Here is a 13,276-nt window from a genome sequence, read left to right as displayed (position 1 = left end):
AAAGAGGGCTTAATTAACGATTAATTCGCATTAGTTGCTTATTGAATCACGTCTTCGTTGGTCACTTTGAATAATGCGCCCATCGTTGCGAAGAAGGTCGCCACTTGTGTTTGCATTTCAGACGTTGCCGCAGGGCTTGACGCAGGGCTTAATACCGACGAGTGTGAACCTTCAGTAAAGCGAACTGCTGAAGAGCCCATAACACCCATACCACCGCCTACTTCTGCAGGTAAGTCGGTGATATTGTCACCAGCATTATCTAGGCCTAGCAACATAATCAAGCCTTCAGTACCACCAATTGGTGTAGTTGATACGCGATTTGGAATCACTTGGTCAGGTAAGTTGTCCACACCGTCACCAACAACTTCAATTAAATGAATTGGCGTTTGAGTGGCAGCTAACAATTCAGCATAGTTTGCAGGGTCACCTGCATCTGTTACGGTTTGCGCAGCAAAAGTAAATTGTGCAAAGCCACCGTCTAATTCAGCTTGTTGCTCAGCAGTTAAGGCTTCATAGAACTGCGTGTATAACCCCACTAGTTCTGCTTCTGATGGACCGTCTGGGTAAGTTGCACCAACTAATGCAGCAAAGTCTTCAGACAACTCAAGTGTTAAACTCGCTTTGATCAAGCCGCTAAATGACGGCGACTCTAATAAGAAGTTAGCCACACCTGAACCTGGCATCGCTAGCGACGAGGCAGAAACAGCAAATAACGCATCAATTTGCGGATTAAGTGGTGCGTTTGCTAAAGCCGTAAAGTTAGTACCTGTGATCGCGCCTAATGAATGACCTAAGTAAGTTACGTTAGAGCCATCAATAAAGCCCGGTAAAGTATTTAGGCCTAAGCGTAAACCTAAGGTATCTACCACTGATTGACGTAAATTATCACGCGTGGTTAATAGGCTTGCTAAGTTCATGTAATGCGTTGCTGAAACCGTTGTTGCGTTGATTTCATCACCTGGCACCATAGGATTTACATCAAAGCCACGGCTACCGCCTAATGCCGGGTCACCATGTAACGGATGGTTAATCGCAACCGTTGCAATACCTTGAATTGAGAGTGCGCCAGTAATCGCTAGCATATCTTCTTTCTTCGAGGTAATACCGTGCTGTAAAATCGCTACCGGCCAACCAGCTGCTGGCATTGAAATCGCCGGTAAACCTAGGCTTGCACGCACCATATTGGCAACAGTAACATCAGGTGTTGTCATCTGAATATATACTGTTTGTGTGCTTGTTGGCGCTGGTACTGGGTTAAATTTGGTTAAGTTGCGCTCCTCGTCAATACCGAGATTACGCAAGCCTGGCGCTGGTAAACCGCTAGCTTGTGAAATCGCCATACACTGACCGTCGATAGCATCAACAGGATCAGCAGGGATAGCATCTGGGTTTTGCGCAGCTAGACCCGCTAACATAGCACCTGAATCACATAATGCTTTCCACCAATCAGTTACGGGTGCCATTGGGTTTTCAGCCGAAGGCGTACCTAAGTAGTATGGTAGATTAATAGTCGCTGAGTATAAATTTGCTGAGCTGTATAAAGGGACAGCTTCAGGAGGAATTTGACCAGCTAACACATCAGCCACAGATAATGTTGTATCCATTACATTGGTAATCGACAATGACGGCGGCACCATAGCCGCTGCTTCTGCTGCAAACTGTTGCGCCATCAAGGCTTTTAATGAACCAAGCACGTCAACCGTTGATTGTGTGGTCATCGCCATCGTGTAGATAACGTTTTCTGTATCGGCACCTGCTTGACCAATTGCCGCCTCGTAGCTGTTTACTACGCCTTGTAAACTGCGCTGAGCTTCACTACCTAATGGCTTAGTCGCTAAATCTTGCTTAACCAGCTCGTAAGTTGGCGAGCCTAGTACAGCATTACCATTGCTGTCAGTTAACTCATTAGTTAACGCCACAATGTAGCTTGTTTTTCCTTTTAACGGTTTGATTGGCACAATCGCAATGTTGTCACCGCTTGCTTGCGCCACAAAATCAACGCCGAATTGTAATTCACCCACTACCGTACACGCAGCACCTTGTGGTACAGCTGCACAATCTTCAAAACCAGGGTTTTGCACAGGGCCACCCATGACAGTTTCAAATACGCGAACCGATGTCGGTGTTACACTGTCTGCATCTAAGCTAACACCACTTTGGAAATTAATTGCGATGGTGAAAGGGTTAACTGTTGACCAACCGTCTAACGCGCTCAGCGCTACCGTTGGATCGCCAAAATCTGTTGGATCGTCAACCGGAAGGTTCAACGTACCATCTACCGTACCAGAGAAAAGCAAATCATTTGGAATTGATAAGACACCATTTGATGGGTCAAATACAACACGTGAGGCAGGTAAAACGGTCGTTCCGTTATTTTCTAAATTTTCTTGAACTCTCGAAATAGTCTCATCACCGCCACAACCGGCTAAACCGAGCGCACTGGTGATCGCTATACTAAGAACTAGCTTTTTCATTATATCTCCCCAAGGACTAGTCTTTTATTACTGTTGTAATTAACTGGTTTGCTAAATTGCTTAATATATTTTTATTTGAAATAAGCAAAAACAAACTAGTTAGACCAGTTAACATTACCTTAAGATTTAGCAATCTGCTAGCGATTTTTTTATCAATTGATAACATTTTAGAGATAAGTGACTAAATTGCGCAGTTTTGTCTCGTCAGCGCTTGGCTTTAGGTTTAAAATATCGGTTTTATTCATCGCTGATCAGATATTTATGTTCGATTACCAAATCAAAGAAAACAGTTTAGTAGACAAAATCATACTCGTAACAGGTGCTGGTGACGGTATAGGCAAGCAAGCCGCACTGACCTACGCTAGCCTTGGCGCAACGGTTATATTATTGGGAAAAACCGTTGAGAAATTAGAAAGTGTTTACGATGAAATTGTCGCACAAGGCTCACCAGAGCCGGCAATTATCCCACTCGATCTCAAGGGTGCGACGAAGAAAAACTACCAAGATATGTCATCGACTATTGTCAGCCAATTTGGCCGCCTAGATGGTGCCCTACTCAATGCTTCAATGTTAGGTGAACTGACACCGTTTGAAACTATTCACGAGCAAATTTGGAATGATGTTATGCAAGTAAACGTTACTGCTCAGTTTTTACTTGCTCAAGCCTTACTGCCGGCATTCAGATTAGCACAAAACGCTTCATTGGTTTTTACTACCTCAGGTGTAGGTAATAAAGGTCGTGCATTTTGGGGTGCTTATAGTATTTCAAAATTTGCCACTGAAGGCATGATGCAGGTGATCGCTGATGAATACGACAGTACGAATTTGCGTTGCAATGCAATAAATCCGGGGGCGACGAATACGCCAATGCGCACTAGTGCTTACCCTGCTGAAGACAAAGACACTATTGCGACACCTAAAGAAATCATGCCGCTGTATGTTTATTTAATGTCTGACGATAGTATTGAAGTTAACGGCGAGCGCATTAACGCTCAGTAGTGAAATAAAGCAACAAGGTTAGTTAAAACTGAGGTTATCTTTTTAGGTAAAATACTTTCTAGATCAGATATCCTTTCTCATCATATTGTCGCGGTGGCGACAGCACTAAAGAGGGAAAAAGCGCCTGTTTCCCTCTTTAATCTCCCTCGGCGCCCTGCCTCGCCCAGCAATAAACATGGAAGTGAAAAATTAATCTATTGCGAATGGGACTGGTGTGTAATTCGAGGCTCGTTTTACTTTTGTCATAATTAAGATGACGAGAAAAGCGTTTTATTTACAACAATTCGCTAATTTTGATAATTTAAGGCAGCAAACAAAAAGGGTCAGACTAAAACGTCGAACATTATTTGTGACGTTTTAGTCTGACCCTTTTAGGTGCTAGGCGTGATGCATTATCTCAATTCACGGCGCAATATTTTACCGACATTGGTTTTTGGTAGTTCATCTCTAAACTCGATGATTTTGGGTACCTTGTAGTTCGTTAAATTATCGCGGCAGTGTTTGATTAGCTCTAACTCTGAAACGTTTTTGTCATTAACCACAACAAATACTTTAACAATTTCACCACTCACCTCGTGTGGCACACCTACGGCTGCAGCTTCAACAACAGCAGGATGCATCATGATGACATCTTCAATTTCGTTCGGGAAGACATTAAAGCCAGAGACAATGATCATGTCTTTTTTGCGATCGACTATTGAGAAGTGACCGTTTTCATGGCACTTAGCAATATCACCGGTTGCCAACCAACCATCTTTTAAGATTTCGTTAGTCGCATCTTCACGGTTGTAATAGCCTTTCATCACTTGTGGGCCTTTCACCCACATTTCACCTGGCTCGCCAAACGGTGCTTCTTCGCCATTTTCCAACATAATCTTGATATCAGTTGAAGGCGCTGGAACACCAATGGTGCCATTGTAACCGTCTTGATCATACGGGCTCATTGAAACCATCGGCGAACATTCTGTTAGGCCGTATCCTTCCAATAAACGCGTTTTGGTAACTTGCTGCCAGCGGTCAGCAACAGCTTTTTGCACTGCCATACCGCCACCTAAAGCAAGCTTTAAACGACTAAAGTCAATGTCACTAAAGCCAGGCGTATTGAGTAAGCCATTAAATAGCGTATTCACACCGGTAAGTGCCGTAAAAGGATATTTTGCTAATTCTTTAACAAACGCAGGCATATCGCGCGGATTGGTGATCAACAAATTAGTACCACCAATGGTCATAAAGGTTAAACAGTTCGCTGTTAACGCAAAGATATGGTAAAGCGGCAACGCTGTTACAACCAACTCTTCACCTTCAAGTAATAGTTCTTTGATCATCGCCTTTGCTTGCTCAAGGTTCGCGACCATATTGCGGTGCGTTAACATGGCACCTTTAGAAACACCCGTTGTACCGCCTGTGTATTGTAAAAACGCCAAATCGTCACCAGTTAGCAATACCGGCGTGTAAGGCAATTTCGAGCCAGCCTTGATGACGTGATTAAAACGAATGGTATTTGGCAAGTGAAATGCAGGAACCATTTTCTTCACGTGTTTTACAACAAAGTTAACAATACCGCCTTTTACCGCACCTAATCGATCGCCTAGCGACGTTAAAATGACATGTTCAACAGGCGTATCAGCGATAACTTCTTCTAGGGTTGCGCCAAAGTTTTCAATGATTAGCATTGCTTTTGCGCCGGAATCATTAAGTTGATGTTTTAATTCACGAGCGGTGTATAACGGGTTAACATTAACGACGGTTAAACCAGCCAGTAACGCACCAAACAAAGCAATCGGGTATTGCAAAGTATTTGGTACCATGATGGCAAATCGATCACCTTTAACTAAGCCTAAATCTTGTTGCAAATACGCGGCAAAGGCAGTTGCTTGCTCTTCCAATTCTTGGTAGCTAATTTCCGCACCCATGTTAATGAATGCCGTTCGGTTCGCATAAATGCTAACGTACTTGTTAAACATCTCAACAAGTGATGAATATTTATCTGGATTTATATCGTGGGGCACACCCGGCGGATAACTCTTCTCTAGCCAAATTTTTTCCACTTTCTCCTCCTGTTAATACGACTCGTTGGGCTCATTATTTATCGTTCTTACGTTTTTATGTTTGAGCACTTAAATTCTACACTGAGTTTTTACTCGAAAGTTGCGCATAATTTCACACTTTGAGACAAAAGCCCAGAACTTTGTTACTAAAATACGTTAATGTGCTGAAATAAACGACAAAATGTGTTCAGTCGTCTTTTCTGGTTGCTCTATATGCACATGATGACCACCAGCGAGTTTGTGTATGGTAATCTGGCTGACTACACCTTGAAATTTCTCTAGCATTTTACTGACAAAAGCCATGCCTTTGTCACCATAGATAAGTTGTACAGGAACAGCTAAATCACTCATTAATTGTTGTGCCTGAGCGTGAGTGAAGCGATAAGGTGATAAATTTCTCAACCGGCTGTCTGTGCGCCAAACTACGCCTTGTTCTGTTTGCTCAGTACCCCGCTCCACTATCAGTGTAGCCTCTTTCAGCGAAAAGTCAGATACCGCTACTCGCGCCTTAATTGCCGACGATAAGTTTGGATGATACTTGGTTGATTTTTGTTGCTGTTTAAAACGACTTTCTATGCCTTGGCGAATCTGTTTGGTGGTATTTTTTGCTTCATCGGTGATAAAGCCAAATGCATCAATGAGCGTTAGTGATCTAACATACTCGGGAAAGGCTGCAGAAAAAGCACTAGCGATCATGCCCCCCATCGAATGGCCAACAATATGGCAACTTGACCAGCCTAGTGCTTGGATAATCTGATAGAGATCATCTACCCAATCAACAAAATGATAATACGCGCCTTTGCTTTTGTGATCAGATAAACCGTGCCCCGGCCAATCAATCGCCACTACGTGGTAATCAGCTAATGCTGGCAATAAATCAGTGAAACTTGCCGCGTTATCGAGCCACCCGTGAAGAAAAATAACTTTGGCTTTGTTTGACTCAAACTGTTGCTGATTAGACATCGCTGCAACATTGAGATGTGCTAATGGTATTTTAATTTCGTACATATCAATAACTACGCATGACTAAGTCGCTTTTTTCGCCAAATAAAACAAAGCGAGCAGACCTAAACTTGTCCATAGTGCGACCCAGATCAATTCGGGGATAAAGGTTAGCGAGGCTAATGTCGCACCATCGCCCATGTGGCGACCATCAATTAAATACAATGGTGAATAAACACTGTTTAATAAAACAATGATTCCGGTGAATTTCAATAATATGTTTAATGAATAGGTGTGTTTTATTTGCCATTTCGCCAAAAACAAACCTATTAAAATCAGTAAAATAACTGCAGTTAACAAATCTCGCGTCCACAAGAACAAGGTAATAACCAGTAGTGAGATCAGCCCACCACACACGACTTTTGCCTTTACTAGTGTTTGACCTGAGACTTGATAAATTAACATGCCGAAAAGGGTTGCGCCCAAATACCCCATAAAACTCACAACAAACCGAATACCGCCTTGTGTAGTACAAAGGCCGGCACCATTGGTAAATAGTTCGATTTGAACGATCCGTCCGCCGGTAAGGATGGCGGCTAAGCCATGGCTTAACTCGTGAAAATAACTTTCTAGCCAATTAAATGGTACCGATACAATGGGTATTTGACGGAGAATAACGGCGGCTAGGAGTAGCCAATAAAATTGATATTTACTAAACAAAGACTGACGCGCTTCTGACATTAGGCGTAAAGGTCAACACCAAAAAGCTGTTCGATGTCACTGCGTTGCTGAAGGTTTTCTACACCTTGATACGCTGAAACAGCAGTTAAATTACTATTTGATACTTGTTCGCGCGCCGTGTTGCCATATTCATCATCCTTCGACAGTACCACAGCCTGCTGCAAGTTTTGCTGCTGTGCTTGTTGTTGGCGCTGCTCGTCTACAATGGCTAATGCCTGCTCATTAACATCGAGACGTTGCGCCGGCCGAGCGTTAGTTTCAACGTTTTGTTCACGCGCACGCTCAACCCGAACCTGTTCGCGAGAAACGCCTTGGTTCGGATTAATCACTTGCCCTAAGGCAGTCGAATTAGTTGATGAATTTATCTGCATGACTTCAATTTAGCAAAGATAACAATAGGCTACAAATCTATTTAATATCTTTTTACTTTACTCACGACCCGGGAGTTTTTTCCACGAAACAGTATCGCGAACATAAACCGGCTGCGCCTGCTCAGCAGTTACCGCTTCGCCGGCTTCAAACGCCTGCCTGCCGATATTGAGCATATATTGAGCATGGGGAAAACTGATTTTTGGCTCGCCTTGCTCCGTGCGCAATTCGCTAAGCACATTGTCATAGGCTTGCCATGCGGTACCCACACAATACAAAGGCTCGGTTATTGCTAAATGGGCTTCTGCCAGCTCTGGTTTGATAACAACTTCATCGAGACAAGGTTGCATAATACCTTGCTCGTTAACTTGATAACGACCGAGGTATATTTCAGCCATCCGCGCATCAATGCCCGATAGCACTTGGGTGGCTTGTTCTTCTTCATAAGCTTGTTGAGCCATGGCTTGTAGCGTTGAAACACCTACTACCTTCAGATCTGATGAAAAAGCCAAACCTTGTGCCACCCCAATGCCAATGCGAACACCAGTGAAACTGCCGGGGCCTCGACCAAAAATCAAACCATCAAGTTGGCTCAACTTGATGTTGGCCTGAGCTAGCACTTCATCAATCATTGGCAATAGCAATAACGAATGAGATTGCGGGCATAATTCAAATTTTTGATACGTGTTACCTTCAAAAGATAAGGCAACTGAGCAAGCTTCTGTTGAAGCATCAATAGCTAATAAATTCATTCACTTTCGTCTTTTTTAATGGTGTTCAAAAACGCGATAGCACGTTGTAAATTTCGCGTTCTTCGCATATTGGGGAGGGATTTTACAAAAACTTCGCCATAAGGTCGATTAACAATGCGATCATCACAGATCACTAGCACACCTTTATCGTTAATATCGCGAATTAACCGCCCTACTCCTTGCTTTAAGGCAATCACAGCTTGCGGCATTTGAATTTGGGCAAACGGATCACCGTTTTGTCGTTTAACATCTTCACTGCGTGCCTGTAATAATGGATCATCGGGTGAAGCAAATGGCAATTTATCGATGATCACACACGTCAGTTTATCACCTCGTACATCAACCCCTTCCCAAAAACTAGCAGTAGCGAGTAATACTGCATCTTCGCTTTCAATAAATTGCGCTAAAATTTTGCGTTTACTCATTTGCCCTTGAATGAGTAACGGATTGTCAATTTGCTCAGCTAAAAGATCAGCTACCATATTCATCATTCGGTAACTGGTGAACAACATGAAACAAGCGCCACCACTGGCGGCAATCAATTCAACGGCTAACGCTGCAAGCTTTTGCGCTCGGCTCGGGTGATTGGCACTCGGCAAGTAGCGCGGTACTAGCAATTGAGATTGCTCAAGGTAATTAAATGGGCTATCAAGGAATAAGGCTTTAGCTTTTATGCCCAATTGATCGTTAAAGTGATCAAAATGGCCATCAACCGCGAGTGTCGCGGAGGTAAAAATCCAACCTGCATGTGAACTTTCGACATAATCATTAAATTTATCGGCAACAGACAATGGCGTTTGATGCAAAACCACATGCCGACGCGTGGTTTCATACCAAAAACTAATGCCAAAACTATCGGTATTGGCCATCATCTCGTGCTTTTGCAATAAGCTAACCGCTCGCTCAAAACAGTGATCTATTTCTTCGGTTCTACCAACGCAAAGTTTTAACACCTGATAGAGAAAATCTAAGTCATCTTTTATCGCTTGATATTGTGCTTTAAATTGTGATTTGTTGATTTTCTCTCGCCAATTGCCACGCTCTGGATCATAGGCAAACAGCAAGCGAAACTCCTGCGCTGTTTTATCGAGCTTTTCAGCCGCCTTGCCCAACTGCTTGACGTCGGTGAGTGCGGTTTTATATTGCGCCATAACATCACTGGTGAGCTCGTGAATTTGTCGAGTTGAAAACGCATCACCAAAATATTCGCTGGCAATATCGGGGATTTGATGAGCCTCGTCAAAAATGACCACTTCCGCTTTTGGGATCAACTCGCCAAAGCCGGTGTCTTTTAGCGCCATATCAGCAAAAAATAAATGGTGATTAACCACAACCACATCGGCATCGATGGCTTGTTGTCTTGCTTTTACCAAATAGCACTCTTTGATGAATGGGCAATCTTTGGCTAGACAGTTATCTACAGTCGAGGTGACTAATGGAAATATTGCTGAATCCTCAGCAACATCAACCAATTCACCAATATCGCCCGAGCTAGTAGCACTCGACCACGTTTTAACCTTGACCAAATCTTGTAAACCTTGAGCGTCCAACTGACCACGACTTTGCGAGAATTGATCAAGCCTTTGTAAGCACAAGTAATTAGCCCTGCCCTTGAGCAGTGCAACTTGACCACCGTATTTCAGGGACTTTTTGATCAGCGGTAAATCTTTGTGAAATAACTGCTCTTGTAGGTTTTTCGTCCCCGTCGAAACAATCACCTTTTTATCGCTCAGTAGCGCAGGGATCAAATAAGCAAAGGTTTTACCGGTTCCTGTACCGGCTTCAACCACCAGTGATGATTGATTTTCAATGGCGAGGGCAACTTCAAGCGCCATATCGATTTGGGCTTGTCTGGGGTGATAACCTTGAATTACTTGCGCCAATGCGCCAGATGCCGAAAAAGCGTGTTCGACTTTTGCCATGTAATGAAATGAAAATTCGAGTTTAGCGCATTATATACAACATTGATGATAACAACAGCGCTTAGACAAAAATATCTAGTTTAGTCCCCTTGTGTGACTCATCGTCATCGTCTTTCGTTGGCTCAATAGTTTCAGTAGTTGCTGATTGCTCTTGTGATTGCTCTTGAGCTTGTTGATGCTCGGCATGAATATAAACGTCGACTTCATCTTTGAGGCTGTGATCTTGCTCTTCAGATAGTTTTCCAACTTTACTGTCTTTTGCTAACGCCTTAACCTTAAGCTTCTCTGGCTTAATTCTCACTGGGACAACGCGTCGCAATTGAGTGGTAAAAATGTCCATCGTACAGTTCCCTCATCTACGTCAATCTATAGAACATATGATCTTCACATACTATATCGGTTAAATATCACACAACCTTAATATCAATTTCTACATATCTTAGTGCTTTTTTTCATAAAACTTTCACAAACACCACTTGCAACGCCAAAATTTTCCCGTTAATGTAAAAAGCAATCGAGCATTCGTTAGCCAATCACAAGATAAAAATAACAACAATGTGCTAGCGTCAGCAGTAATTATTATAGACAAGTAAAAGTTAAAGAGATTCAAGCAATATGTACAACCTAAGCAACTTACATCACCATCATCATATTCACGGTTAGCTGCTCAGGTTTAATCGCTGAGGGGCTATGGACCTTTCAGCGGGAAACAACACATTAGAAAAACCCCCGAAAGAGTCCATCTCTATCGGGGGTTTTTTCGTATTAAGTTTCAAATTTTAAAAAAGTGATAAATTAAAGGATATATCATGACAAGTACAAAACGCTTAACCATTGCCATGCAAAAGTCAGGTCGCTTAAGCGATGATACTCAAGACTTGCTCAAACGCTGTGGCTTAAAACTCAACTTAACCGACCGACGTTTACTTGCTCATGTAGCTAATATGCCGATTGACATCATGCGTGTACGCTCAAGTGATATTCCTGGTCTTGTCATGGACGGTGTTTGCGACATAGGTATTGTTGGTGACAACACGTTAGAAGAAGCTGCGTTAGAGCGCAAACTTCTTGGCAGTAAAAGTGAGTATACTCGCACCATGGGGCTAAATTTTGGTGGTTGCCGCTTATCATTGGCGATGCCAGAAGAGTTTGATTATCAAGGCATAGAATCACTCAACGGCTTGCGCTTTGCCACCACTTACCCGCAACTACTCAAGCGCTATGCGACCCAAAACAACATCGATATTGATTTTTGTTTATTAAAAGGCTCGGTAGAAGTCGCCCCTCGTGTAGGTTTAGCCGATGGTATTTGCGATTTAGTCTCTACCGGCGCAACACTTGAAGCCAACGGGCTTAAAGAAGTAGAAGTCATTTATCGCTCAACGGCGGCTTTGATCCAAACGCCAACACCGATGAGCGAGGCTAAACAAGCAGCGTTCGATACGTTATTACAACGCATGCAAGGCGTGATGAAAGCCAAAGAAAGCAAGTACATAATGTTGCACGCGCCAAAAGATAAAATAGAACAAGTCAGTGAATTAATGCCTGGGAAAGAAACGCCAACGGTTTTGCCGCTTGCTGGCCGTGACGATTTAGTTGCCGTACACGTTGTTGCCACTGAAACCTTTTTCTGGGAGACCATGGAAGCCCTCAAAGCTTTAGGTTGCAACTCAATTCTCGTCATGCCAATAGAAAAAATGATGGAGTAGCTCATGTTTACGACAACTTCGTGGTCAGCTTTATCAATATCGGCACAAAGTCAGCTATTAGAGCGACCAGCAATTGCCAATAACGCTCAGTTGAGTGAGCAAGTTGCCAGTATTATTGACCAAGTGAGCCAAGGCGGTGATCAAGTATTATTTGACTTAACAGAAAAATTTGACGGCGCTCGTTTAGCAAGATTGAGAGTGTCAACAGAGCAAATTGAGCAAGCAATAAACTCACTTGCCCCTGCTAGGCTCAACGCGTTAGAAACTGCTTACCAGCAAATCAAGGTGTTTCACCAAGCACAGGTTTTTCAAGATATTCGCGTTGAAACCAGCCCCGGCGTAGTTTGCACGTTAAAATCAGAAGCGATCGAAAGTGTTGGCTTGTACATTCCAGCTGGCAGTGCACCATTACCTTCAACGGTATTAATGTTAGGTGTACCGGCTCAGCTTGCTGGTTGTCAGCGCAAAGTTTTAATCTCACCGCCAAATAATCAAGGTGATATTGCCCCTGAAGTGTTAGCTGCAGCCAAATTATGTGGTATTGACGAAATTTACGCCGTTGGTGGCGCACAAGCTGTCGCTGCGTTAGCTCTTGGTACTAACACCATAGCTCCCGTCAACAAAGTATTTGGCCCAGGAAATAGCTATGTCACCGAAGCAAAAAAACAGCTTTCACAACAAGTACCAGGGTTTGCTATTGATATGCCAGCAGGCCCATCGGAGGTGTTAGTGATCGCTGATACTAGCGCAAATCCAGCGTTTATTGCCGCCGATTTATTATCGCAAGCCGAACACGGCGCAGACTCTCAAGTCGTACTTGTTGCAACTGATGAGTCGCTAATTGAGCAAGTAAAAGCTGAAATCACCAAACAACTTGCGCAATTATCTCGAAAAGCAATCGCCCAAGCGTCACTAGCACACGCTCGTTTTATTTTGGTTGGTGATATCGAAGAAGCAATTGATGTATCAAACCAATATGCGCCTGAGCATTTAATTGTTCAAACCATTGAGCCAAATAGCTTAGTGGGTAAGTTGAGAAACGCGGGTTCCATCTTTTTAGGCGATTACACGCCTGAATCTGCTGGTGATTATGCAAGTGGCACCAACCACGTGTTGCCAACTTATGGTTATTCAAAAGTGGTTAGTAGTTTATCGTTAGCCGATTTTTCAAGACGATACACAGTACAAGAAATTAGCCAGCAAGGCTTAGCAAATTTAGCACCTTGCCTAATTGAATTAACCGATGCTGAAGGTTTAGACGCTCACCAACGCGCTGTAACCATACGTTTAGAAAACCAGCAACTACAAGGTGAGAAGTAG

Annotated in this window: 11 protein-coding genes; 3 read left to right on the top strand and 8 right to left on the bottom strand. The window is 43.2% G+C overall.

Annotated elements, in window-relative coordinates; genetic code table 11:
* Positions 1-38: 38 nt before the first annotated feature.
* Entirely contained in the window at positions 39-2,474 is a 2,436-nt protein-coding gene (locus tag LP316_RS09805) for a VolA/Pla-1 family phospholipase (RefSeq protein WP_193020809.1), read from the bottom strand.
* Positions 2,475-2,735: 261 nt separating this feature from the next.
* On the opposite strand from LP316_RS09805, the gene LP316_RS09800 reads away from it, so the two are divergent.
* Complete coding sequence (locus LP316_RS09800) at positions 2,736-3,473, top strand: YciK family oxidoreductase (protein WP_193023871.1); 738 nt, start codon at positions 2,736-2,738, stop codon at positions 3,471-3,473.
* 392 nt (positions 3,474-3,865) lie between these two features.
* Here the strand turns inward: LP316_RS09800 and fadD are convergent, their stop codons facing one another.
* The 7 genes from fadD to LP316_RS09765 form a co-directional block, all read right to left on the bottom strand.
* Complete coding sequence (gene fadD, locus LP316_RS09795) at positions 3,866-5,521, bottom strand: long-chain-fatty-acid--CoA ligase FadD (RefSeq protein WP_193020808.1); 1,656 nt, start codon at positions 5,519-5,521, stop codon at positions 3,866-3,868.
* A gap of 156 nt (positions 5,522-5,677) precedes the next feature.
* Positions 5,678-6,529 carry an alpha/beta fold hydrolase gene (locus tag LP316_RS09790; RefSeq protein ID WP_193020807.1) on the bottom strand — a complete coding sequence of 284 codons (852 nt, stop codon included), beginning with the start codon at positions 6,527-6,529 and terminating at the stop codon, positions 5,678-5,680.
* A gap of 18 nt (positions 6,530-6,547) precedes the next feature.
* Positions 6,548-7,204: a M50 family metallopeptidase gene (locus LP316_RS09785; protein ID WP_193020806.1), complete on the bottom strand. Its 657-nt coding sequence runs from the start codon at positions 7,202-7,204 to the stop codon at positions 6,548-6,550.
* A complete protein-coding gene (locus LP316_RS09780; RefSeq protein ID WP_193020805.1) occupies positions 7,204-7,575 on the bottom strand; it encodes a hypothetical protein in 372 nt (123 codons plus the stop codon). The genes LP316_RS09785 and LP316_RS09780 overlap by 1 nt, the downstream gene beginning before the upstream one ends.
* Before the next feature lie 57 nt (positions 7,576-7,632).
* Complete coding sequence (gene tsaB, locus LP316_RS09775) at positions 7,633-8,325, bottom strand: tRNA (adenosine(37)-N6)-threonylcarbamoyltransferase complex dimerization subunit type 1 TsaB (protein ID WP_193020804.1); 693 nt, start codon at positions 8,323-8,325, stop codon at positions 7,633-7,635.
* On the bottom strand, positions 8,322-10,247 hold the full coding sequence (locus tag LP316_RS09770) for an ATP-dependent DNA helicase (protein WP_193020803.1): 1,926 nt from the start codon (positions 10,245-10,247) through the stop codon (positions 8,322-8,324). Before LP316_RS09770 ends, tsaB begins: the two co-directional genes overlap by 4 nt.
* A gap of 61 nt (positions 10,248-10,308) precedes the next feature.
* Positions 10,309-10,587 carry a hypothetical protein gene (locus LP316_RS09765; protein WP_193020802.1) on the bottom strand — a complete coding sequence of 93 codons (279 nt, stop codon included), beginning with the start codon at positions 10,585-10,587 and terminating at the stop codon, positions 10,309-10,311.
* 469 nt (positions 10,588-11,056) lie between these two features.
* Between LP316_RS09765 and hisG the strand changes: the two genes are divergently transcribed.
* Positions 11,057-11,956 (top strand): ATP phosphoribosyltransferase, encoded by a 900-nt coding sequence (hisG, locus tag LP316_RS09760; RefSeq protein ID WP_193020801.1) that lies wholly within the window; start codon positions 11,057-11,059, stop codon positions 11,954-11,956.
* Positions 11,957-11,959: 3 nt separating this feature from the next.
* Positions 11,960-13,276 (top strand): histidinol dehydrogenase, encoded by a 1,317-nt coding sequence (gene hisD, locus LP316_RS09755; RefSeq protein ID WP_193020800.1) that lies wholly within the window; start codon positions 11,960-11,962, stop codon positions 13,274-13,276.

Source organism: Thalassotalea sp. LPB0316 (genome assembly GCF_014898095.1).
GTDB lineage: Bacteria > Pseudomonadota > Gammaproteobacteria > Enterobacterales > Alteromonadaceae > Thalassotalea_G.
This window is presented reverse-complemented; position numbering and strand designations above follow the sequence as displayed.

Excerpts from the sequence above, each read along its gene's own strand:
- LP316_RS09785 (WP_193020806.1), bottom strand. The coding sequence starts at position 7,204 with ATGTCAGAAGCGCGTCAGTCTTTGTTTAGTAAATATCAATTTTATTGG.
- LP316_RS09780 (WP_193020805.1), bottom strand. The coding sequence starts at position 7,575 with ATGCAGATAAATTCATCAACTAATTCGACTGCCTTAGGGCAAGTGATT.
- LP316_RS09800 (WP_193023871.1), top strand. The coding sequence starts at position 2,736 with ATGTTCGATTACCAAATCAAAGAAAACAGTTTAGTAGACAAAATCATA.
- hisD (WP_193020800.1), top strand. The coding sequence starts at position 11,960 with ATGTTTACGACAACTTCGTGGTCAGCTTTATCAATATCGGCACAAAGT.
- LP316_RS09790 (WP_193020807.1), bottom strand. The coding sequence starts at position 6,529 with ATGTACGAAATTAAAATACCATTAGCACATCTCAATGTTGCAGCGATG.
- LP316_RS09765 (WP_193020802.1), bottom strand. The coding sequence starts at position 10,587 with ATGGACATTTTTACCACTCAATTGCGACGCGTTGTCCCAGTGAGAATT.
- LP316_RS09770 (WP_193020803.1), bottom strand. The coding sequence starts at position 10,247 with ATGGCAAAAGTCGAACACGCTTTTTCGGCATCTGGCGCATTGGCGCAA.
- hisG (WP_193020801.1), top strand. The coding sequence starts at position 11,057 with ATGACAAGTACAAAACGCTTAACCATTGCCATGCAAAAGTCAGGTCGC.
- tsaB (WP_193020804.1), bottom strand. The coding sequence starts at position 8,325 with ATGAATTTATTAGCTATTGATGCTTCAACAGAAGCTTGCTCAGTTGCC.
- LP316_RS09805 (WP_193020809.1), bottom strand. The coding sequence starts at position 2,474 with ATGAAAAAGCTAGTTCTTAGTATAGCGATCACCAGTGCGCTCGGTTTA.